The following is a 23,663-nucleotide window of genomic DNA, read 5'->3' as shown; positions in this document are numbered from 1 at the left end:
CAGTCGACATCAATGTTGAATGAACAACCGCTTTCGCGAGCAAGCCCGCTCCCACACTCATTTCAATCTTTCTGAATTTTTCTCTCCGCGTCTTGACGGCAACCTTTCGATAGCGTTTCATTGCTTGCGTTATCTTTCGAAACGAAACTTAGGTCGCCATGTCCAAGCGCAATACTCCCCAGCGTCGTCATAACATCCTCGCCTTGCTCAATGAGCAGGGCGAAGTTAGTGTCGATGAGCTGGCCAAGCGTTTCGAAACTTCCGAAGTTACGATTCGCAAGGATCTCGCGGCGCTGGAAACCCATGGTCTGTTGCTGCGTCGTTACGGCGGTGCAATCACCATGCCGCAAGAACTGGTCGCAGAAGCGGCGCAGAGTATTTCCAAGTACAAGCAGGCGATCGCCCGCGCGGCGGTAAAACGCATCCGCGAACACGCGCGCATCATCATCGACAGCGGCAGCACCACTGCGGCGATGATTCCCGAACTGGGCCAGCAACCGGGCCTGGTGGTGATGACCAACTCGCTGCATGTCGCCAATGCTTTGAGCGAACTGGAACACGAGCCGGTATTGCTGATGACCGGCGGCACTTGGGATCCACACTCGGAATCCTTTCAGGGCCAGGTCGCCGAGCAGGTACTACGCTCCTACGACTTCGATCAACTGTTCATCGGCGCCGACGGCATCGATCTGGTTCGCGGCACTACCACATTCAATGAACTGCTCGGCCTCAGCCGGGTGATGGCCGACGTTGCGCGAGAAGTCATCGTCATGGTCGAGGCCGATAAGATCGGCCGCAAGATTCCCAACCTGGAGCTGCCCTGGAGCAGCATCCATACCCTCATTACCGATGATCGCCTGACCGTCGAGGCACGCGATCAGCTTCAGGCCCGCGGGATCACGTTGATCTGTGCGGCTGTCAGTCAGGAGAAATAACCATGTGTGGCATTGTCGGTGCAGTAGCTGAACGTAATATCACCGCCATCCTTCTTGAAGGCCTGAAGCGCCTCGAATACCGCGGCTATGACAGCGCCGGTGTGGCGGTTTATACCAACGACCAGACCCTGGAACGCATGCGTCGTCCGGGCAAGGTCAGCGAACTGGAAACCGCACTGGCCGAACAGCCGCTGGCCGGCCGCCTCGGTATCGCCCACACCCGTTGGGCGACCCATGGCGCGCCGTGCGAGCGCAATGCCCACCCGCATTTTTCCGGGGACATCGCAGTGGTGCACAACGGCATTATCGAAAACCACGAAGCGCTGCGCGAACAACTCAAAGCGCTGGGCTATGCGTTCAGCTCGGACACCGATACCGAAGTCATCGCCCACCTGCTGACCCACAAGCTCAAGGAACAACCGGACCTGACGGCCGCGCTCAAAGCGACCATCAAGGAGCTGCACGGTGCCTACGGTCTGGCGGTGATCAATGCACAGCAACCGGATCGTCTGGTCGCCGCGCGCAGTGGCAGCCCTCTGGTGATTGGCCTGGGTCTGGGCGAAAACTTCCTCGCTTCCGACCAACTCGCTCTGCGTCAGGTCACTGACCGTTTCATGTACCTGGAAGAAGGCGATATCGCTGAAATCCGTCGCGACAACGTGCAGATCTGGGACATAAACGGCAATGCCGTCGAGCGCCAGACCGTGCAATACACCGACGGTGCCGAAGCCGCCGACAAGGGCGAGTTCCGCCACTACATGCTCAAGGAAATCCACGAGCAGCCGGCCGTGGTCCAGCGCACTCTCGAAGGTCGTCTAGGCAATAATCAGGTGCTGGTTGAGGCCTTCGGTCCGCAAGCCGCCGAGCTGTTCGCCAAAGTGCGCAATGTGCAGATCGTCGCCTGCGGTACCAGCTATCACGCCGGCATGGTTGCGCGTTACTGGCTCGAGGAACTGGCCGGCATCCCGTGCCAGGTCGAAGTCGCCAGCGAATTCCGTTATCGCAAAGTGGTGGTGCAGCCGGACACGCTGTTCGTGACCATCTCGCAATCCGGCGAAACCGCTGACACCCTCGCGGCGCTGCGCAATGCCAAGGAGCTGGGCTTTCTCGCCAGCCTGGCCATCTGCAACGTCGGCATCAGCTCGCTGGTTCGTGAATCCGACCTGACCCTGTTGACCCAGGCCGGTCGCGAAATCGGCGTGGCCTCGACCAAAGCCTTCACTACGCAACTGGTCGGCCTGTTGCTGCTGACTTTGTCGCTGGGTCAGGTGCGCGGCACTCTGGCCAACGGCGTCGAAGCCACACTCGTCGAAGAACTGCGTCGCCTGCCGACCCGTCTCGGCGAAGCGCTGGCGATGGACAGCACCGTGGAAAAAATCGCCGAGCTGTTCGCCGAGAAAAACCACACTCTGTTTCTCGGCCGTGGCGCGCAATTCCCGGTGGCGATGGAAGGTGCTTTGAAGCTCAAGGAAATCTCCTACATCCACGCCGAGGCCTACCCGGCCGGCGAGCTAAAACATGGCCCGCTGGCACTTGTGGATAACGACATGCCGGTGGTCACCGTCGCGCCGAACAACGAACTGTTGGAGAAGCTCAAGTCCAATTTGCAGGAAGTCCGCGCCCGTGGCGGTGAGCTGATTGTGTTTGCCGACGTCAAGGCCGCGATGACCAATGGCGAAGGCACTCACGTAGTGCAGATGCCACACATTCACGACATTCTTTCACCGATCCTTTATACGATCCCACTGCAACTGCTGTCGTATTACGTTGCCGTGCTCAAGGGCACCGACGTCGATCAACCGCGTAACCTGGCGAAATCGGTCACTGTGGAATAAGTTATCCACCGTTGATCTACGCTCCCACAATCGCAGCCTCGGCTGCGATTGTCGTATCCGCCACCGAGGAATCCCATGGACCGCTTTCAGGAAATGCAGATCTTCGTTGTCGTTGCCCAGGAGCAAGGCTTTTCGGCGGCGTCGCGGCGTCTGGGTCTGTCGGCGGCAAGTGTCACGCGGGCGGTGGCGGCGCTGGAGGAGCACATTGGTACGCAGTTGCTGGTGCGCACTACGCGCACCGTGCATCTCACCGAAGCCGGGCAGCGATACTGCGATGACTGCCGGCGGATTCTCGCCGAAGTGCAGGAGGCCGAGGATTCGGCGGCAGGCAGCCATGCCTTGCCTCGCGGGCAATTGACGATTACTGCGCCGGTGTTGTTTGGCGATCTGTTTGTGACGCCGGTGATGGCCGATTACCTCTGTCGTTATCCGGATGTGTCGATCAACGCGCTGTTGCTGGATCGGGTCGTCAATATGGTCGAGGAGGGCATTGATGTCGCGGTGCGTATCGGTGAGCTGCCGGACAGCAATCAGCATGCGATTCGCGTCGGGGAAGTGCGGCGAGTGATCTGTGCCTCGCCGGATTTTCTCGCCGAGTATGGCCGACCCGAGCATCCCCAGGCCCTGGCCGCGCTGCCGGTGGTGGCGACATCCGCGATAGGCCAGCAACGTAACTGGCCGTTTCTCGACGGCGGTGAAGCCCTCAGCGTGCGCACCGAACCGCGCCTGACCGTCACGGCCAATCAGTCGGCGATCACCGCCGCGCGCAAAGGCCTGGGCCTGACGCGAGTGCTGTCCTATCAAGTCGCGGACAAGGTGGCGGCGGGCGAGCTGGAAATCGTCCTCGCCGAGTTTGAGTTGCCGCCGTTGCCGATCCATGTGGTGTATCAAGGCGGGCGCAAGGCGCCGGCGCGGATCCGCAGTTTTGTCGACTTCGCCGTGAAGGCGCTGCGCGAGCATCCGGCCTTGAGCGCAGCGGCGTTATTGCACGAGATGAAATAATCGATTGCAGCTGCTGGTTATTCTGTTGTTCCGGCAACCCATAGATGATGGCTCCATCGGCGCGCTCATCCCCGTAGCGACGTCACTTTTCAGCGGAGTCGACCATGCAAGCGATCAAACTCTACAACTTCCCACGTTCCGGCCATGCCCATCGCGTCGAGTTGATGCTGTCGCTGCTGCAACTGCCGACCGAGCTGATCTTCGTCGATCTGGCCAAGGGTGAGCACAAGCAGCCGCAGTACCTGGCGATCAACAGCTTCGGTCAAGTGCCGGCGATTGATGACAACGGCGTGGTGCTGGCCGATTCCAACGCGATTCTGGTTTATCTGGCGCAGAAGTATGGCAACGGTCGCTGGCTGCCGACCGACCCGGTGGGCGCAGCCCATGTGCAGCGCTGGCTGTCGGCGGCGGCGGGACCGATCGCATTTGGCCCGGCGGCGGCGCGCCTGATCACGGTGTTCGGTGCGCAACTGAATGCCGAGGAGGTCATTGGCCGTGCGCACAACCTGCTCAAGGTCATGGAGCTGGAATTGGGCAAGACAGCGTATCTGGCGGGCGAAAAGCCGACCATCGCTGACGTGTCTGCCTACAGCTACATTGCCCACGCGCCGGAGGGCAATGTCTCGCTGGATGACTACGCCAACGTTCGCGCCTGGCTGGCGCGGATCGAAGCGTTGCCGGGTTTTGTCGCGATGCCGCGTACGGTGGCCGGGCTACAGAAAACTGCCTGACGGACGCAGTCGCGGATATTCGCCAAGCCCCGGCGGCTCATCTACCGCTTCACTTGCGCTCTCGCGGGTAACGCCGGCTTGCGTGGCCTGTCCCGCAAGGACGCGTCGCGCAATGCGCTCGACCAGTTGCTGACTTGCTTCGCGCCAGTCAATCCAGCGCCATTCGTTGACATCCTTGCTGGCAGGGAACTGGCCGCTGGCCTCGAAGGCCTTGATCAGGTCGGTCAGGCTTTGCGGCTCCTGCAGATCGAAATAGGCCATGAACTCGCCGCCTATTTCACGAAATGCCGCGATGTCACTTCCCATGGCCGGCAAGCCTCGTTGCATGGCTTCTACCAGAGGCAGGCCGAAACCTTCGACAAATGACGGAAAGACCAATGAGCTGGCTCGCGTATAAGCATGCTCGAGGCTGGTGTCGCTCAGGTTGTTGAACATGAACAGGCGTCGGTTGAGCTCGGGATGATGCCGTATTCGCGATAGCAACTCGTCGCACTTCCAGCCGATGCGCCCTGCGATGCATAGCCTGGCGCCGGAGCCGCCCGCCCAGGCACGCTCGAAAGCATCGAGCAGATACGCATGGTTCTTGCGCGGCTCGATCGTGCTGACCATCAGGAAAACCGGGCCGGGTGCCTCGAACATTTGGTGCAAAGCGGGTTCCACTGCTGCTGCCGAATTGTGCAAGTCCAGCTCGGAGCCCAAATGAAAGTAGTCGAACCAGCGCTTTTCAGCCTGCGCGGGGCCGAGTCGGCGCTGCAGTTCATGGCGCACCTCGTCGCGCACAGTGGCGGAAATGGCCATGTAACCGTCGGCAGTGCGGCACACCCAGTCAAACCACTCACTGAACACCTGCGCGGGCCGGGCTTCGTAGAAATGGGGATGCGTCAGGGGAATGAGGTCATAGATCACCGCAATGATTGCGACGCCTTCGCGCTTGAGCCGTTCGACATGGGGAAAGAAATCCGAATGCCACGACGAGTCCAGCAACACCAGTTGATCATCAGGCTGGTGCTGCAACGGTGAACAGCGCTTGAGTAACTGGAAATGCCGCAGGCGGGTGAACAATCGCAGCGGCACACCAAATACGGCGAATGAGGTCAGGCGATACGCCACATACAGCGCCCTCCGTGTCAGCTTCGACGGGCATTTGGCGTCGCGGCGCTGATGCCATTGCCAGAAGCGATGAGCGAGGCGTTCCAGGCGATCAGCGAATGTCGCGAGGGCGTTGAACACCGGCGTGTTCAGGGGCGCCAGGCGCAAGACCCGATAGAGCTGGCCATTGAGCAATACCACCGGTATGCACTCGCTATCACCAACACTGGAGGGCAGTTTGTTAATGACATTGCGCACCACCCGCTGAATCCCCGAATTGAGTTTCGGGTGGTTGAATACGTGTGTGCACTCCACCAACAGTCGAGTCATAGCGCGCGCTCCGAGTTCGCCGCTCCTGCGGACACCAAACTTAGGCGCGGAGAGTGATGCGCGAAACTGGCGAGACCCGTGACAAGCAGGCAATTTTTCAAAACCACGACCCCTTGGGCTGATCTTTCGCCATTTCCTACACGCGGTGTAGAAGGGGCTGTCAGACCGAGAGAAAAACCCGGTAGGACAACAGGCGAAACAGTTGTTGTATTTGTTCTGCGATCAATCTGTGCCAATTGCACGACAATTTCAACAGGCCAAACCGTGACCGGTCAGTTCTGGATAGCGTAGACCGATTTATTCACGCGGGACGGTTCCCGAACCCTCGATGGATGTGTTTAGAATGCCCCTTGTCGCGATAATCCGAACGGTGTTTCGGGGGTTGCGGCGCAGAGTGAAACTGACCACTAAAACAAGAACTAAGACGTGCCTGATGAAGGACGCGTGCCGGTACTACCGGGCCGATCCAGTATCTGGTCGTCACAGCATGAAGTTGCCGGTATGGCTGCTTTATCGTGGGATGCCATGAATTTCATTCTTTACTCAGATGTCAACGACAACTCCATCGGCCAGAGTCTTGGTCGTCCCGAATACAGTTATTACTTTGTGCTCAAGGCTTATCGTCCATTGTTGGAAAGCCTCGGTCGTGTGCACGTCGTATCCACGGTGGCAGAAGTCGACCCGCTCTATCGGCGACTGCTCGCCGCTGGCGAAGACAGCGTATTCCTGTCGTTCGCCCCTCCGCAGAAAACCCCGGCCGATCTTCATTGCCCGACGATGTGCGTCGTGGCGTGGGAGTTCGATTCGATTCCCGACGAACAGTGGGACAACGACCCACGCCAGGACTGGACGCAAATGCTCGCGCGCCAGGGCCGGGTTATCACCTTGTCGAGCCACACTGCCCGGGCGATCCGGCGAGCCATGGGTGAGGATTTTCCGGTGCTGGTGTTGCCGACAGCGCTATGGGAAAAGTTTTCCGATATTCGTCAGGCGCATGTCCCGACATCGATCAACGCGGGCGCAACCTTGGCGATCAAAGGCTGTATTTTCGATAGCCGCGAACTCGACTTGTCGGCCGATGCGCTGATCCCCGCTCCGTTGACGCCTGAAGAAGAGGCTGCGCTGGCGGCTGAAATAGAAGCCGCGCGTCCACCGCCGCTGACACTCAAGCGCCGGTTCGTCATCGCCCGGCACTATCTGCGCCTGTGGGCACTGGATCTCGGGCGTGACCTGGCAGAGCCGGTCCCAAGGGTAAAATACCTGCAGAACTGGTATTGGGAAGGGGTTCGTGATCGCGTTCCCGACAACCTTCACGCTTGGCTCGAGCAACGTCTGCCCGCCATTTGCGGCGCGCAACCGATTCTGGTCAGCGAACCACCGCCGCTGGACCTGCCGGCCACCGACCGCATCGTTGAAACCCGTGTCGACGGTGTGGTGTACGTTTCGGTGTTCAATCCCAAGGATGGCCGCAAGAACTGGCATCAACTGATTACCGCGTTTTGCTGGGCATTTCGCGAGCAGCCAGACGCGACCCTGGTGGTCAAGATCACCCAGAACGATCTGGCCTTGTATTACAGCGAATTGATGACGTTGCTCGCGCAGCTCAGCCCGTTCGCTTGCCGCGTTGTGGTGATGCACGGCTACCTTGACGACGCGCAGTATGCCGAGCTCTACAAGGCGGCGACGTTCTACGTCAATGCCTCGCGCTGCGAAGGTTTGTGCCTGCCGTTGATGGAATTCATGTCCAGCGGCAAACCGGTGATCGCGCCTGCCCATACGGCCATGGAGGATTACATCGACGAGTCGGTGGCATTCGTGGTCAGGTCCAGCGAAGAGTTGACGATCTGGCCCCAGGACACGCGGATTATTTACCGCACCCTGCGCTACCGACCGGACTGGGGTTCGCTGAAAAGCGCCTACGAAAACAGTTACCGTATGGCCACTGCGCACCCGCAGGATTACCAGCGGATGTCGGCCGCCGCCATCGAGCGGATGCACGATTACTGTGCGTTCGCGCCATTGCAGACACGCCTGGCGGATTTTTTCGCGGTGGCTCCCAAGGCCGCTGATATCGAGCCTGTTCTGGATAACGCCTCATGCTGATCATCATTCATTCTGAAACCAATCAGCACACCATTACGCAAAATCTGGGGCGGTCGGAGTACAGCTATTACTTCGTGCTCAAGGAATATCGACCGGTTCTCGAACGAATCGGGCGCGTTATCGAAGTGGCTGATCCGCTGACGCAAGTCGACGCGCTCTATGGCGAATGCCTGGCGCGAGGCGAGCCTTGTGTATTCTTCTCGTTTTCGCCACCGCACCGCACTCCAGTCGATCTGGCGTGTCCGACCGTGCCGGTGTTTGCCTGGGAATTCAGCACGATCCCCAACGAGCCGTTCGCCGGTGAGCCACGCAACGACTGGCGCAGCGTTTTGCACGCCTGCGGAGCGGCTGTCACCCATTCCAGTTATACCGTCGCTGCGGTCCGCGAAGCCATGTCCGCGGACTACCCGATCAGCGCCATCCCGGCGCCGGTCTGGGACCGCTTCGCCGCACGCGGGATGCAAGCACAGGATCATTGCGCTGCCGAGCCGTTGCGCTTGACGATCAAAGGGCTGGTGGCCGACAGCCGTCAGCTCGACTTGAATGCCTTCGCCCCAGAGCATTTGCGCAGCGGCGAGGGCATTGATTTTGCCGCACCGGTGACCGAGCAGACCCTGTCCCTTGAGGGCGTGGTGTATACGTCAGTGTTCAATCCCGGCGATGGCCGCAAGAACTGGGAGGACATGCTCAGCGCGTTCTGTGTTAGCTTTCGCGAAGTCGAAGACGCTACCCTGGTGCTGAAACTGACACACTTCGATGCTGAAGAGGCGCTGGCTGACATCCTCCATCATTTGTACAAAAACCAGTCCTATCGGTGCCGTATCGTGTTGATTCACGGTTATCTCGCCGATCCGGACTACGAGCGACTCGTGCAGGCGACTCGTTATGTCGTGAACACGTCCTACGGGGAAGGCCAGTGCCTGCCTCTGATGGAGTTCATGTCTTGCGGCAAGCCCGCAGTAGCGCCTCGAACCACGGCAATGATCGATTACCTGAGCGCTGAGAACGCGTTTCTGATCGAGTCCACCGACGAACTGACAGCCTGGCCGCACGATCCGCGCAAGGCATTTCGCACGCTGCGGTACGTGACCAACTGGGCATCATTATGTGAGGCCTACCGGGCCAGTTACGACGTTGCAAAAAATCAGCCGCAGCGTTATGCCGCGATGTCCGCACAAGCGGTCGACAGCCTGCAGGCTTTTTGCAGTCAGGCCGTGGCAGAGCAGCGCCTGCGGGCATTTCTTGCACAGTTGTTCGAACACCGTGCCGCTGCAGGGGAAGCCTGCCAAGCATGAACGGCAAGCGCATCATGGATATAGAAGTGCTGCGCGCCGTCGCCGTACTGGGAGTATTGTTCCATCACCTGCAGGGCAGTCTGTTCGCGGACCCGGTGCCTTTGCTGGACAGCATTCACGGCAGTCTGCAAACGTGGTGGGGCGTCGATCTGTTTTTCGCCATCTCCGGTTTTGTCATCGCTCGCAGCCTGGTTCCGGCGTTGCAAGGTTGTACCAGTCGCCAGGAGTGTTGGCAGCAGACGCGCAACTTCTGGCTGCGCCGCGCCTTTCGCCTGCTGCCGTCGGCTTGGCTATGGCTCGCGCTGATGCTGCTGGCCTGTGTGTTCCTCAATCGCTCCGGCGCTTTCGGTACCTGGCATGCCAACGTGCAAGCGACCCTGGCCGGCGTGTTGCAATACGCCAATTTCCGTTTTGCCGACAGCTTCTTCCGATATGAATACGGCAGCAGTTTTGTCTACTGGAGCCTGGCGCTGGAGGAGCAGTTTTATCTGCTGTTTCCGCTGCTGATCCTGCTATTTCGCCAGCGCCTGGTCTGGGCGCTGCTGGCGCTGGTCGCGGTGCAGATTCTGACCGTGCGCACCCCGTTTTTGATGGTGGTGCGCACCGACGCGCTGGCCCTTGGCGTGCTGTTGGCGATGTGGAGCGCACGGCCCGGTTATCAGCGCTGGCAGCCAACCTGGCTGGCTCCACCGTGGGCGGGGATTTCAGCCTTGATCGCCCTCGCATTGCTGCTCAGCTTCATGGCCACCGATCGTTTCACCTTCGCGCCTTATCGCATCGGTTCAATCGCCCTGCTCAGTGCCGTGCTGGTGTGGATCGCTTCATACAACCGCGATTACCTGGTGCCTGCCGGTGCGGTGCAACGGTTACTCGCGTGGATCGGCAGCCGCTCCTATGGCATTTATCTGATCCATATCCCGGCCTATCAACTGGTGCGTGAAGTGATTTTCCGTTTGCAGAGCGCCGGTTTGCCGAGTCCTGCCGGGCATCCGGTGTGCACGCTGTTGCTGGCGTGCGCACTTATCGTGTTGCTCAGTGAACTGAACTACCGCTTGATCGAAATGCCGATGCGCAACCGTGGCGCCGCGTTGGTCAAGCGCCTCGGCACGCCCCGATCCGCCCTTCCATCCACTGGAGCCACCTCATGCTGAGCCTTTTGAAGAAACTCACGAACGCCTCGCCGGCGCAGCCTGTTGCGGCGGTTGCCGAGAAGACCGACCCGTACATGCTCGGCCTGCACGATGCGATGCTCAGCGGCTGGTTCAATCAGCAAACCGGCGAACTGTTCACAGGGTTTCCGGTAAGCCCCGACGACACGCTGCTCGACGTCGGCTGCGGCGATGGCGGTAACGTGCATTTTTGCGGCACGCGCGGGGCGAAGATCATCATTGCCGATATCGATGCGGCCAAGGTTGAAGCCACCCGCCAGCGCTTGAACGATACTCCGGCGCGCGATGTTGAGTGCCACGTCACCGATTGCAATCCGCTGCCGATTGCCGACGCCACGGCGACACGTGTGGTCTCGACGGAAGTGATCGAACATGTCGACGACCCTGCGCAGTTTCTCGCTGAGCTGGTACGGGTTGGAAAACCTGGCGCGTTGTACCTGCTCAGTGTGCCGCACCCGAGCTCCGAAGACCTGCAAAAGGACATCGCCGCACCCGAGTACTTCCAGAAACCCAATCACATACGCATCATCAGCGAAGAGCAGTTCAAGGAGATGGTCAGCGACGCCGGGCTGGAAATCATCAGCCATAGCCAATACGGCTTTTACTGGTCGATGTGGATGATGCTGTTCTGGGAAGCCAAGGTCGAATTCAGCAACCCGGATCACCCACTGCTCAATCACTGGGCCGACACGTGGCAAGCGGTACTCGACTCCCCGCGCGGGGCGCAGATCAAACAGGCGCTGGATGCGGTGGTGGCGAAGAGTCAAGTGATCATCGCGCGTAAACCAGCGGCATCCGTGTAGGAGCTGCGGCACGCTGCGATCTTTTGACCTGGAGTCTTGAAGCAAGATCAAAAGATCGCAGCCTCGTTTCACTCGTCAGCTCCTACGGGTTTTTGTGTAACCTTGCGGCCTGTGGTCTCAGGGATTTTCAGGGTATGCGGTTTATCGTGGGTCTGTTTCTTGGCGTCTTGCTTGTGGGCTGCGAGCAACACGTCGCACCAGCCTTGGACCAGCAACTCTACGTCTGGCAGCGGCAATGGACGTCCGCGCACGTGCCGGCATTGAGCGACAGTCGCAGTGACTTCTCGACGGTGCGGGTGCTGGCATTGCAGGGTTTTCCCGGTACCCGTTGGAGCAGGGCGCAGGTCGATCCAGCGTTACTGAAAGCGGATGGCCGATCGTTGATCGCGGTGGTTCGCCTCGACGGCCAGCTTCGATCACTGGATCAGGAGCAGGTCACCGCGCAGATTCTGCAAGTCATCGCCGACTGGCAGGCGCGGGGCCTCACGCTGAGCGGCGTCGAGATCGACCACGATGCCGGCAATGCACGGCTGCCCGCGTACGCTGAGTTCCTCAAGCATTTGCGCGCAGCTTTGCCGCCATCTCTACCTTTGAGCATTACCGCGCTGCCGGCCTGGCTCGACAGTGCGCAATTGCCAGCACTTTTGCACAGCGTTGATAGCAGCGTGCTGCAAGTCCATGCCGTGAGCGATCCGCGACTGGGTCTATTCGACGCCAAGCAGGCGTTGAAATGGGCCAAGGCCTGGGCCCGTATCAGCGACAAACCCTTCTATCTGGCGCTGCCAGCTTATGGCGTTGCGCTGTTGGGCGCTGACGGTGGCGCGCCGGTGGTGGAGAGTGAAGTACAACTGGAGCGCGGCGGGCAGCGCCGGGAGCTGCTCGCCGATCCGCAGCAACTCAGCCAACTCGCCAAGACCTTGCGCGAGGATCCACCCGAGCATCTGGCCGGGTTGATCTGGTTTCGCTTGCCGCTGGCCAACGATCGGCGCGCCTGGAGCCTCACCACTTTGCGTGCCGTGGCTCGCGGCGATGTGTTGAGCAGTCAGTTGCGCTTGTCATTCAAAGAGCAGGGCGGTCTCTATGACATCCAGCTCGAAAACCGCGGCAATCTCGACAGCCCGTGGCCCGCGCAAATCAGGCTGAAGGCGCAGGATTGTGCAGGCGCCGATGCGCTCGCTGGTTACTCGTTGCAACAAAGCGCCAATCTGCTTACCTTCACCCGCCTGCGAGACGGCCGCTTGCCGGCGGGCGGGCAGCGCGCTGTCGGTTGGGCGCGTTGTGCACATATTGATCAAGGAGGTTCGCATGTTGACCCGTAACTGGCCCCGCCATCTGCTCTGCCTGAGCCTCAGCCTGCCGCTGGGTTCGGCGCTGGCCTGCGGCCCGGACTTCCCGATGCGCCTGCTCGACAATCGCGCACAGACCTTGGCCGATCTGCCCGAGGGCAGTTTCAGCTTCGAGGTCAGTCGCCTCGGTAAAACCATTGCCGGGCTGAAAAATGTCACTGCCGCGACCCATAACCCTAACGATTACGCTGAAGACAACGCGTCAGAGTTGGCGCGCGAACAGGCTGAGCAGGTGGGCCTGAGCGCTGAGCAATACGCCGTGGTCAAGCGACTGCGCGGGCTCAGCGATGCGCATCAGGCCGAGGAGCAGGGCGCCAGTCTGCCGGCGGAAATCCGTTTGTACGTCGCCGGCGCCGTGGCCTTTGCCACCGGCGATCAGCAATTGGCCACAGACTATTTCAACAAAGTGCTGGCGCTGCCGGCAGACCAGCGCCCGTTGCGCAGCACCTGGGCGGCGTATTCCCTGGGGCGCATCGCTTTTGCCCTGAGCAACGAGGCGCACGATCGTATCGAAGCGCTGGAACAGGCGCGTGATGCCTTTCGCCAGGCCCGGCAGTTGAGTATCGACGGCTTCAGCGATCCGCTGGAACTGGGCGTTGCCAGCCTCGGTGAGGAGGCGCGGGTGCTGCGCAGTGCCGGGGACTGGAGCGGCGCCATCGAACTGTACGAAGCACAGAACCTGCACGGTTCGGCCGTCGGTTACACCTCGCTCAAGCAACTGATGAACGAACTGGCCGAATTGCCGGAATCTCAGCTGGCGAAGCTGCTGCAGCAGCCAGCGGTGCAGCAACTGGTCACGGCATCGCTGGTCAGCCGTCAGGGCTGGTCATTTGGTGAGCAGCCGCCAAACGAGAAGAAACTGGTGACGCTGTTGCAGAACAGCACGCGTGGCAGCCTCGACAATGCCGATCGACTGGCGGCGATGAGTTATCAACAGGGCGATTACGCGTCCGCCAAGGCCTTTCTGGTAAACGCCGGCGACGGCGGGCTGGCCTGGTGGCTGCGGGCAAAACTCGCAGTGCGTGACGGCGATACGACTGCCGCTGCCGCCGCCTACGCCAAAGCCGCCCAGGCCTTCCCGCAAAACGAAGACTGGGGTTATCGCCGCACGCCGGACTGGGCGTTTGAAACGGTGCAGCCAAAATGTCGGGTCGAGGGCGAAAGCGCGATCCTGGCGCTGCAACGCGGCGAGTATTTGCAAGCCTTTGTGCAGTTGTATCGCAGCAATAGCCTTTACTGGTTCGATGCCGCGACAGTTGCCGAGCGCGTGCTGACGGTCGATGAGCTCAAGCGTTATATCGATGAGAACGTGCCGGCGCCGCCGCCATTGACCCAACAGGAGCGCGACAACTATGTGCCGCTGTCGGCGGCCGCCAATCTGCGCAATCTGCTCGGTCGGCGCTTGCTGCGTGAGGGGCGTTACGAGGAAGCGGTCGCTTATTTCGCCAGTGACGAACTGCAGCACAAGGCCAGGCTGTATGGCGAGCAACGGCTCAAGGCCGAGTCGGCGTGGTGGCCGAGCAAACGCGCCAGTGCGTTGTACAACGCCGCATGGACGGCCCGGGAGTGGGGCATGGACATCCTCGGTTATGAGATGGCGCCTGATTACGCCACCTTCGGCGGCAATTACACGCTGGAGAGCACGAAGCTGGATGTCGGCCCGCTGATTTCCACGGCGGAAGTGCAGCGCCAGCAGGCCAGCGCCGCGCAACCGGATCAGCGTTATCACTATCGTTTTGTCGCTACGGCATTGGCCAGTCGCGCCGCCGATAACCTGCCGCACACCAGTCAGGCGTTTGCGGCGGTGTTGTGCAACGCGGCCGGCTGGAACAGCAGCCTTGAAGACCAGAGTGCGCTGTACCAGCGCTACGTCAAGGAAGGTCCTTATGTGCTGTGGGCGGTGGACTTCGGTAATCAATGTCCTTACCCGGACTTCGAGAATGCTGACAAGCGCTACGTCACCCAGGTGACCGATGCCGTGCGTGAAACACTGCGGCCGTACAAGTGGCCGGTGCAGATTGGCGTCTTCGTCGTGGTCACGGCCATCGCGTTACTGCTCATTACCCGTCGTCAGCGCAAGGTACGCAAGGCTTAAGCCTGCTGAATGAAGCTCAGGCGCACGGCAAAACCAATCAACAGGCTGCCGAACAGCCATTGCTGAATGCGCTGGGCGGTCGGACTGTGTTGCAGCCAACGGCCCAGTGCCGCGCCGGTCATGGCGACAACACTGTCGAACAGCAGCCCGACGCTGACCAGCACCAGGCCGAGCACGGCGAACTGTGTCAGCACCGGCGCGCCGTCGCTGACGATAAACTGTGGCAACAGTACCGAGCAGAACAGCAATGCCTTGGGGTTGAGCAGGTTGGTCAGCAGGCCGCGCCGGATCGCTTGGCGCCACTGATCCTCGGTAGGCGTCGCTTCTCCTGTTTGCAGGTTCGGAACCAGTGAGCTGCGAAAACATTGAATGCCGATCCACAGCAGATACGCCGCACCCGCGATGCGCACCACATCAAACGTCCACGGTGCGGTTTTGAACAGCGCCGCCAGGCCCAATGCCGCCAGTGCCACGTGACAGGCACGGGCGATGGCCAGGCCCAGCGCTGTGGCCAGCGCCGCACCTCGACCTTGCCGCGCACCGGTTTGCAACAGCAGGATCATGTCCGGTCCCGGCAGTAGCAGAACCACAGCCAGCGTCAGGATAAACAGCCACAGACTTGCCACATCACACCCCTTTTCGATGTCGATTTACTTCGGCCAGTCTAGAGCGAGAGAGCAGGGCAGGTGCTTGCGTAGTCGGCTTCAAACCGTGGCGTTTTTGGCATAACCTGCTGATTTTACATCGCCAGACTATCGGGATCTGCCAAAGATGAAACTCGACGCCTATGACCGCAAGATTCTCGCCGCGCTGCAACGCAACGGCCGCTTGAGCAATGTCGAGCTGGCGGAGGAAATCGGCCTGTCGGCTTCGCCGTGTCTGCGCCGGGTGCGCATGCTGGAAGAGGCGGGGGTGATTCGAGGCTACCAGGCCAATCTCGATCGCGATGAAGTCGGGCTGGGGCTGACGGTGTTTGTCGGGGTCAAGGTCGAGCGGCACAACGAAGAACGTGCCGAGGCTTTTTATGCCGCTGTTACTGCGCTGCCAGAGGTGGTCTCAGCATTTCTGGTGTCCGGCGAATCGGATTTCCTCTTGCAAGTGGTCGTCCCTGACTTGCGCGCTTATGACCGCTTTGTCAGTGCGCACCTCCTGAAACTGCCGGGGTGAGCGATATTCGCAGCAACTTTGCCATTCATACGGTGAAAGCGCCGGGGGCGTTGCCGTTGGGGCATCTTCCGCTGTAGACCGAGTAGGGCCATTCGCGAGCAGGCTGGCTCCCACAGGGGGAACGCGATGCTCCTTGTAGGAGTGAGCCTGCTCGCGATAGCGATTAACCAGACGCCGTATTTCCAAGCTACATCTGCGTCGCCATCCCCTCGACATTCATCGCTGCCTGACGCAACGCTTCCGAACGCGTCGGGTGCGGATGGCAGGTCAGGGCAATGTCCTCGGCCGAGGCGCTGAACTCCATCGCCACACAAAACTCGCCGATCATCTCGCTCACGCTCGGCCCGACCAGATGCACGCCGAGCACTTCGTCCGTGCGCTCGTCGGCGAGGACTTTGGCAAAGCCTTCTGTTTCGTGATTGATCTTCGCCCGGCTGTTGGCGGTGAAGGGAAACTTGCCGACCTTGTAGGCACGGCCCTCGGCCTTGAGCTGTTCTTCGGTCTGGCCGACGCTGGCCAGTTCCGGTTGGGTGTAGATGACGTTGGGGATCAGCGCGTAATTGACCTCGCCAGCCTTGCCGTGGATCTGCTCGACGCAGGCCATGGCCTCGTCTTCAGCCTTGTGCGCGAGCATCGGCCCGGACGTGACGTCGCCGATCACCCAGACCCCGGCGGCTTCGGTGCGATGTTGCTGGTTGGCGAGCATGCCGCGCTTGTCGGTACTCAGGCCGACGTTCTCCAGCCCTAGGCCCCGGGTGTATGGCCGGCGCCCGATGGCCACCAGCACATAGTCGGCTTCGATCAGCTCAGCCGTGCCACCGGCGGCAGGCTCGACGCTCAGCTGCACGCCTGTAGCTGAACTGGTGGCGCTGGTGACCTTCGAGCTCAATTTGAAGGCGATGCCTTGCTTGCTCAGCGCGCGCTGCAAGGTCTTGCCGGCCTCGCCATCGACGCCGGGGCAGATGCGATCAAGGTATTCGACCACGGTGACCTGCGCGCCGAGTCGCCGCCATACCGAACCCAGCTCCAGGCCGATCACCCCGGCGCCAATCACTACCAAGTGCCTGGGCACTTCACCGAGCGACAGCGCGCCGGTGGAATCGAGGATGCGCTGGTTGTCGATCTCGACGCCGGGCAGGGAGTGGGCTCGGAGCCGGTGGCGATGATGATGTCCTTGGCGTTGAGCTCGGTCTTGTTGCCCTGATCGTCGGTCACTGTGACCTTGCCGGGGCCGTCGATGTGGCCCCAGCCCTTGATCCAGTCGACTTTGTTTTTGCGAAACAGAAATTCAATGCCCTTGGTCAGGCCAGCAACGCTTTCGTCCTTCTGCTTCATCATCTGCGCGAGGTTCAGTGTTGGTTTGACCTCAATGCCGAGATTGGCGAACTCGGTGCCCACTGCAGCGGCGTACAGCTCTGAGGCGTGCAACAAGGCTTTGGACGGCATGCAACCAACGTTGAGGCAGGTGCCGCCGAGGGTCGCGCGTCCTTCGACGCAAGCGGCTTTGAGGCCAAGCTGGCCGGCGCGGATCGCTGCGTTATAACCGCCGGGGCCGCCGCCCAGAATCACTACGTCATAGTTGCTCATGCGCTTGCTCCAGATTGCTCGAAGGGGATAGCCAAGATTAGTCGCGATAAAAATTATGTACGTAATATGAGCTTTGCCGGACATTTCGGTCAAGGCTTCAGGCAAGCGACAGCTGCGGCGTTTTTGAATAGCGGTAAATGTGTACGAATATTTCACAGTTTCCGTTATATCGTAACGCTAAGACCAATTTAGCCGGGGTGATATGCAAGTCGATCTTGAGTTGGACGCTACGCCAGTAGCCGAGCTGCCGCGCTTTCAGCAAGCTGGCGAGCAGGGACGCAAGTTGCGTTGGCTGGCTTGCGGACTCGGCGGGTTGGCCGGGCTGGGCTGGCTGTTGGCGTTTTTCATCGGCTTATTTGCGCCGCAATCCGCGTGGTTGCCGTTGTTGGTCAATCAGAGCGCAGCGTTGCTGGTGCTGGTTGCCGGGCTGCAATCGGCCTGGTGGGTGGCGCAATGGCGCGCGCGGGTGATGCATCCGCCAACTGCGCAACTGGCCGCGGTGGAGGAGGGCGTCGCTACCGAAGGTTGGTACGAGAGGCTGCTGGAGCGATTGAGTCTGCGCGGCCGGTATTTGCTAGGACAAATCGGCGCGCCGGCATTGTGGCTCGCTGGCTGGGCATTGCTGGTTCTGCTCAGCACCGAGCAAGTGTGGAGTCTCGCTTTACCTGCGGCGGCCTTGGGCCTGTCGGCAAACGTTGGTGCAGCATTGACGTTGTTGCTGGCCTTCGCCTTGCTGGTGCTGGAGCGGCAACTGGCGCAGGAGCCGCCAGCGCAGTGGCCAGAAGCGGCTGCGCTGGCGCAACTGACCCGCGTGGTGATCATCACCCTGTTGATCGGTGCACTGTGTCTGTTGTTTGCCAGCGAGCACGCCGTCTGGCCGATTCGCGTTGCAGTGCTCAGCGCAATCTTGCCGATGCTGGTTGCCCTTGAACTGTTGTTGCGCGCGGCGCTGTCGGTCTTCAGCCCGCGCCGCGAACAGCTCGAACCGACCCTGCTGACGCGCAGTTTTATCGCCGATATGCTGCGTTGGCCGCCGCAGCCTTTGCTGGTCTTGCAGCATGAAATGCACAATCGTTTCGGCATTGATCTGCGCCAGATCTGGGCGTTCAGTTACATGCGCCGGGCGTTGTTGCCGGTGTTGGCAGTGGTCGCCCTTAGCGGTTGGTTGCTGACTGGGGTACATGAAATTCCCTGCAAGGTCGCGGCATATATGAGCGCTTCGGTAAACCGGTACAGGTTTTCGGCCCGGGTTTGCATAGCGGGTTGCCTTGGCCATTGGGGCGTGTGATCTCCGTTGAAAACGGCGTGGTCCATGAACTGGCAACCAGTGTCGACGACAAGCCAATCGCCGTGTCGTCCGACTCCGCTGAAGGCCCGGCGCCGCTGACCGCCAACCGTTTGTGGGACGCCAGCCACGTTAATGACAAGTCCCAGGTCATCGCCAGCAGCCGCGGCACGCAGCAGGGCCTGCAAATCGTCAACATGGACGTGCGCTTCGTTTATCGCATCGGGTTGAACGACGAGGCGGCACTCGCGGCGACTTATAACAGCGCCGATGTGCCGACACTGATTCGCAGCACCGCCAGCCGCATCCTGGTTCACGATTTTGCCTCTCGCACCCTCGACGGTCTGCTCGGCGACGACAGGGCAGGGCTGGCCGAGGAAATCGGTCGCGCAGTGCAAAGGGATCTGAACAGATTGAACAGTGGCTTGGAGATCCTTGCCACAGTCGTCGAAGCGATTCATCCACCGGCCGGCGCGGCGAATGCCTATCACAGTGTGCAAGCGGCGCAGATCGGCGCGCGGGCGTTGATCGCTCGCGAACGCGGGGCGGCTGCGCAGGCCACTAACGAGGCGCAGTTGCAGGCGAGTACGGCGCGGGATCAGGCAATGGCCAATGCGCGGGAGATCAATGCCGCTGCGCAAACGGCAGACCTTAAATTCAGCGCCGAGCAAAAAGCCTTCGCCAGTGCTGGCCAGGCCTTCGTGCTGGAGCAATATTTCAGCCAGCTCAGTCAGGGCTTGAGTAAAGCCAGGTTGCTGGTGCTCGATCATCGACTCGGCGGCAGCGCAAATGCGCCAACCATCGACCTGCGTACTTTCACGCTGCCGGCTGATCCGTCGCCCGTCCGTACCACCGCTCAACCAGGAGCCACCCATTGAGCCAGTCGCCTGTTAATGATGTTCACGACCACAGCGGCCACGACCACGGCCACGGCGGGCATCACCATCATCATGGTCATCACCATCATCACGGCGATCCGCAAGAGGCCGGTCCATTTCCATGGCGGCGTATGGCTTGGGCTGCGTTGCTGGTGGCGTTTGCCATTGCCGCCGCGAGTCTGGTGCAAGTGCGCTCCGGTGAAGCCACAGTCATCACCCGTTTCGGTAATCCTTCGCGGGTATTGCTTGATCCCGGTTTGAGCTGGCGCTGGCCGGCACCGTTCGAAGCGGCGATCCCGGTGGACTTGCGTCTACGTACCACCTCAAGTGGTTTGCAGGACGTCGGCACCAAGGACGGTTTGCGCATCATCGTTCAGGCCTACGTGGCGTGGCAGGTGCAGGGTGATCCCGAACACGTGCAGCGTTTCATGCGTGCCGTGCAGAATCAGCCGGACGAAGCAGCGCGGCAGATTCGCACTTTTATCGGCTCAGCACTGGAGACCACGGCCAGCAGTTTCGATCTGGCCAATCTGGTCAACACTGATGCCAAACAAGTGCGCATCGGCGATTTTGAAGCGCAGTTGCGTCAGCAGATCGATCACCAGTTGCTCGTCACTTATGGCGTGCGTGTGGTGCAGGTGGGTATCGAGCGGCTGACTTTGCCCTCGGTCACGCTCATTGCAACGGTCGATCGCATGCGCGCCGAGCGTGAAACCATTGCTACGGAACGTACAGCCATTGGCAAACGCGAAGCGGCGCAAATTCGCTCCGCCGCCGAGCGCGATGCGCGAATAGTCCAGGCTGATGCAACGGTGAAAGCCGCTGACATTGAAGCGCAGTCACGGGTTGAGGCTGCGCAGATTTATGGTCGCGCCTACGCCAGCGCGCCGCAGCTTTACAACCTGCTGCGCTCGCTCGATACCCTCGGCACCATTGTCACACCGGAAACCAAACTGATTCTGCGCACCGATGCTGCGCCGTTCCGTGTGTTGGTCGACGGCCCACCGGCGCTCGACAACAAAGCCGGATCGCAACCATGAGCGAAGAAGTTCCACGTGGAACACATGCGTTGAACAGTCCGTGGATTCAGGCCGGTCGTCTGACCTTCATCGCCTTGTACGTGATCACTGTTTTGGCCGCATTAGCATGGGGGTCTCGAATGTCCGGCAGATTGATCCGCAAAACCGCGCAGTAGTACTGCACTTCGGTGCGCTGGACCGCGTTCAGAATGCCGGACTGTTATGGGCGTGGCCGCAGCCGTTTGAGCAGGTGGTTCTGTTGCCGGCGGCGGATCGGGTGATCGAGCGTCGAGTGGAAAATCTGTTGCGCAGTGACGAGGCGCTGAAGGCAGACCGGGTAGCGTCCTTCGCCACGCCATTGAGCGATGCACTCGCTGGGTCTGGTTATTTATTGACCGGTGACGCCGGCGTAGTGCAATTGGACGTGCGAGTGTTTTACCAAGTCTCCGATCCCTATGCGTTCGTGTTACAGGGCGAACATGTGCTGCCGGCACTCGATCGGTTGGTAACGCGTAGCGCCGTGGCCCTGACCGCCGCGCGAGATCTCGACACTATTCTGGTCGCTCGCCCGGAATTGGTGGGCGCCGACAATCAGGCGGCCGAGCGGCGCGAGCGATTGCGCGGTGATCTGGTGCAAGGCATCAACGCGCGTCTCGCCGAGCTGAAGGCGAGCGGTCAGGGCATCGGTATCGAGGTGTCACGGGTCGATGTGCAATCGAGTCTGCCGGAGCCCGCGGTCAGTGCCTTCAATGCGGTCCTCACCGCCAGCCAGCAGGCCGATAAAGCCGTGGCCAATGCGCGAACCGAGGCGGAAAAGCTTACGCAATCTGCCAACGAACAGGCTGATCGCACGCTGCAGGTGGCTCACGCGCAGGCGAGCGAGCGCCTCGCGAAAGCCTCGGCCGATACCGCAACGGTCTCGAGTCTGGCCACGTCTAGCGATCCGCAAATGCTCCTGCGTCTGTATCGCGAGCGCATGCCTAAGATTCTCGGTCAGGCCGGCTCTGTCACTAGCGTGAACCCGAGAGACGATTCCCGGTTGATCATTCAAGGAGCCAGTCAATGACCGCGAACACTGTTGCTCCAAGTCTGTTGTCTTCGGCCGAACAGCGTCGCGCGGCGCGGCAATTGACTCTGGCAATGCTTGCGCTCGGACTGCTGGGCCTGGGTTTGCTCTGGCGCTGGATGCTACCGGAGCAAAACGGTGTCAGCCAATTGCTGCTCGGTTTCGCCTCCTTGCTGGTCGCGGTCCCGGTCATGCGTTCGGCGTGGTACAGCCTGCGTTACCCGAGCCTGCATGGCATCACCGATCAATTGATCGCGCTGGCCATGCTCGGCGCCTGGGCGACCGGTGATCTGCTCACCGCGGCGTTGTTGCCGATCATCATGATCTTCGGCCATGTGCTCGAGGAGCGCAGCGTCATCGGTTCCCAGGAAGCAATCAACGCGCTTGGCCAGTTGACCCGCAGCCATGCGCGCAAGCTGCAAGCGGACGGTTCGATCATCGAAGTGGACAACGGCATGCTCAGCGCGGGCGATGTTGTGGAGGTGCGGGCCGGTGATCGGGTGCCGGCGGACGGTCGTGTGTTATCCGGCCAAGCGAGTCTCGATACGGCGTCGATTACCGGTGAGTCGGTACCGGTGGAAGCGGGCGTCGGCATGCTGGTGTTCGGCGGCGCGATCAACCTCGATGGATTGCTGCGTGTCGAAGTCACTCGCACCGGCGACGAATCCACTTTGGGTAAAGTCATCGCTTTGATGCAGAACGCCGAGCGTTCGAAACCGCCGATCACGCGATTGCTCGAACGCTATGCCGGCAGTTACATGGTGCTGGTCTTGCTGCTGGCAGCGGTGACCTGGTTCGCCACCAACGATGCACAGGCGATGCTCGCGGTGTTGGTGGCAGCGTGTCCGTGTGCATTGGTGCTGTCGGCGCCGGCCACGGCAATTGCCGGTGTCGCCGTTGCTGCGCGCCATGGGATTCTGATTCGCAGCTCGGCATTTCTTGAAGAGCTTGCCGATCTGACCTCGCTGGTGGTCGACAAGACCGGCACGCTGACTTACGGCACGTTGCGCTTGCAGGCGATCGACAGCCTGAACGCGGACACCGCCGAAGCGCAGACACTGGCCGCCAGTCTTGGCGCGGCAAGCGGTCATCCGGTGAGCCGGGCACTTGCGGGGATCGCCGATCAAGAGACCTATTGGCCTCTAACTGATATCCATGAGCGCCAAGGGTTGGGTGTAGTGGCGACGACAGGGAAGGGCGAAGCTGCGCTCGGTCGTCCAGAGTTGTTCGCGCAACTGGGCATCACTACAGCCCTTGTTCCCGAACATGATGGCCCGATCGCCGGCCTGGCTTTGAACGGCAAGTTCCTCGCCTGGCTGTTGCTCGCCGACAGCGTCAAACCGGAAGCACGCATTGCCTTGAACGAATTGCGCGAACTGGGTCTGGGACGGCAGCTGCTGCTGACGGGTGATCGTCAGAGTGTCGCCCGAACCTTGGCGCAGGAAGTCGGGCTGAATGAAGTCCAGGCGCAAGCGCTACCGGAAGACAAACTAAACCGCGTGCTCAAGGAAATCGATCACGGCTTCCGGCCGATGGTAGTTGGCGATGGCATCAACGATTCACTCGCGCTCAAGGCCGGGGTCGTCGGCGTGGCGATGGGCGCTGGCGGCGCTGACATTGCATTGGCGTCGGCAGACATTGTCCTGATCGGCAGCGATCTGCGTCGCCTCGGTACCTGTGTGCGCTTGAGCCGTCAGTGCCGGCGCACCTTGCAGGTCAATGTAATCATCGGTCTCGGCTGGACGCTGGCCATCGTGGTCTTCGCGGCTTTCGGTTGGCTTGGCGCCGCAGGGGCGATGATCGCAGCGCTGCTGCATAACCTGAGTACCCTGTTGGTGTTGGGCAACGCCGGACGTTTGCTGCGTTTTCAGGAGCCATTGCTCAAGCTCGACGCTCAGGCGAAATGAAAGAAAATTCATCGAACCGCG

The 23,663-nt window shown here is 60.8% G+C and carries 14 protein-coding genes and 4 pseudogenes; 15 read left to right on the top strand and 3 right to left on the bottom strand.

Annotation, left to right across the window (positions count from 1 at the left end; all coding sequences use genetic code 11):
* Positions 1-158: 158 nt before the first annotated feature.
* The 4 genes from LJU32_04555 to LJU32_04540 all read left to right on the top strand — a co-directional run bounded on the left by LJU32_04555 (position 159) and on the right by LJU32_04540 (position 4,503).
* Positions 159-935 (top strand): DeoR family transcriptional regulator, encoded by a 777-nt coding sequence (locus tag LJU32_04555; GenBank protein ID WKV89646.1) that lies wholly within the window; start codon positions 159-161, stop codon positions 933-935.
* Positions 936-937: 2 nt separating this feature from the next.
* Positions 938-2,770, top strand: a complete 1,833-nt coding sequence (gene glmS / locus LJU32_04550; GenBank protein WKV89645.1) for a glutamine--fructose-6-phosphate transaminase (isomerizing) — start codon at positions 938-940, stop codon at positions 2,768-2,770.
* A 75-nt stretch (positions 2,771-2,845) separates the two neighbouring features.
* Positions 2,846-3,772: a LysR family transcriptional regulator gene (locus LJU32_04545; GenBank protein ID WKV89644.1), complete on the top strand. Its 927-nt coding sequence runs from the start codon at positions 2,846-2,848 to the stop codon at positions 3,770-3,772.
* Positions 3,773-3,876: 104 nt separating this feature from the next.
* On the top strand, positions 3,877-4,503 hold the full coding sequence (locus LJU32_04540; GenBank protein ID WKV89643.1) for a glutathione S-transferase: 627 nt from the start codon (positions 3,877-3,879) through the stop codon (positions 4,501-4,503).
* Here LJU32_04540 and LJU32_04535 read toward each other — a convergent pair.
* Complete coding sequence (locus LJU32_04535; protein WKV89642.1) at positions 4,486-5,922, bottom strand: glycosyltransferase family 4 protein; 1,437 nt, start codon at positions 5,920-5,922, stop codon at positions 4,486-4,488. The two genes, LJU32_04540 and LJU32_04535, sit on opposite strands and share 18 nt — an antisense overlap.
* 525 nt (positions 5,923-6,447) lie before the next feature.
* Between LJU32_04535 and LJU32_04530 the strand changes: the two genes are divergently transcribed.
* From LJU32_04530 to LJU32_04505, 6 genes are all read left to right on the top strand, one after another.
* On the top strand, positions 6,448-8,025 hold the full coding sequence (locus LJU32_04530; protein ID WKV89641.1) for a glycosyltransferase: 1,578 nt from the start codon (positions 6,448-6,450) through the stop codon (positions 8,023-8,025).
* Positions 8,019-9,320, top strand: a complete 1,302-nt coding sequence (locus tag LJU32_04525) for a glycosyltransferase (protein WKV89640.1) — start codon at positions 8,019-8,021, stop codon at positions 9,318-9,320. Before LJU32_04530 ends, LJU32_04525 begins: the two co-directional genes overlap by 7 nt.
* Positions 9,317-10,471, top strand: a complete 1,155-nt coding sequence (locus LJU32_04520) for an acyltransferase (GenBank protein ID WKV89639.1) — start codon at positions 9,317-9,319, stop codon at positions 10,469-10,471. The genes LJU32_04525 and LJU32_04520 overlap by 4 nt, the downstream gene beginning before the upstream one ends.
* On the top strand, positions 10,465-11,292 hold the full coding sequence (locus LJU32_04515) for a methyltransferase domain-containing protein (GenBank protein ID WKV89638.1): 828 nt from the start codon (positions 10,465-10,467) through the stop codon (positions 11,290-11,292). The genes LJU32_04520 and LJU32_04515 overlap by 7 nt, the downstream gene beginning before the upstream one ends.
* A 134-nt stretch (positions 11,293-11,426) precedes the next feature.
* Positions 11,427-12,611: a DUF3142 domain-containing protein gene (locus LJU32_04510; protein WKV89637.1), complete on the top strand. Its 1,185-nt coding sequence runs from the start codon at positions 11,427-11,429 to the stop codon at positions 12,609-12,611.
* Positions 12,598-14,733: a hypothetical protein gene (locus tag LJU32_04505; GenBank protein WKV89636.1), complete on the top strand. Its 2,136-nt coding sequence runs from the start codon at positions 12,598-12,600 to the stop codon at positions 14,731-14,733. The genes LJU32_04510 and LJU32_04505 overlap by 14 nt, the downstream gene beginning before the upstream one ends.
* Here LJU32_04505 and LJU32_04500 read toward each other — a convergent pair.
* A complete protein-coding gene (locus LJU32_04500; protein WKV89635.1) occupies positions 14,730-15,359 on the bottom strand; it encodes a LysE family translocator in 630 nt (209 codons plus the stop codon). The genes LJU32_04505 and LJU32_04500 overlap by 4 nt on opposite strands.
* Before the next feature lie 145 nt (positions 15,360-15,504).
* Here LJU32_04500 and LJU32_04495 point away from each other — a divergent pair.
* Positions 15,505-15,977: pseudogene (locus tag LJU32_04495) on the top strand (Lrp/AsnC family transcriptional regulator).
* Between the two features lie 110 nt (positions 15,978-16,087).
* Here LJU32_04495 and lpdA read toward each other — a convergent pair.
* A pseudogene (lpdA, locus tag LJU32_04490) lies at positions 16,088-17,487 on the bottom strand (dihydrolipoyl dehydrogenase).
* 202 nt (positions 17,488-17,689) lie between these two features.
* Between lpdA and LJU32_04485 the strand changes: the two are divergent.
* From LJU32_04485 to cadA, 4 genes and pseudogenes are all read left to right on the top strand, one after another.
* Positions 17,690-19,650, top strand: a pseudogene (locus tag LJU32_04485) (protease modulator HflK).
* Positions 19,647-20,690, top strand: a complete 1,044-nt coding sequence (locus LJU32_04480; GenBank protein WKV89634.1) for a protease modulator HflC — start codon at positions 19,647-19,649, stop codon at positions 20,688-20,690. The pseudogene LJU32_04485 and the gene LJU32_04480 overlap by 4 nt, the downstream one beginning before the upstream one ends.
* Positions 20,687-21,735: pseudogene (locus LJU32_04475) on the top strand (protease modulator HflK). The gene LJU32_04480 and the pseudogene LJU32_04475 overlap by 4 nt, the downstream one beginning before the upstream one ends.
* On the top strand, positions 21,732-23,642 hold the full coding sequence (gene cadA, locus LJU32_04470; GenBank protein ID WKV89633.1) for a cadmium-translocating P-type ATPase: 1,911 nt from the start codon (positions 21,732-21,734) through the stop codon (positions 23,640-23,642). The pseudogene LJU32_04475 and the gene cadA overlap by 4 nt, the downstream one beginning before the upstream one ends.
* Positions 23,643-23,663: the final 21 nt, after the last annotated feature.

Source organism: Pseudomonas sp. B21_DOA (assembly GCA_030544685.1).
In the GTDB taxonomy this organism is placed as follows: Bacteria; Pseudomonadota; Gammaproteobacteria; order Pseudomonadales; family Pseudomonadaceae; genus Aquipseudomonas; species Aquipseudomonas fluorescens_AO.
The sequence above is the reverse complement of the archived record's forward strand: the minus strand, read 5'-3'. Positions and strand labels throughout refer to the sequence as shown.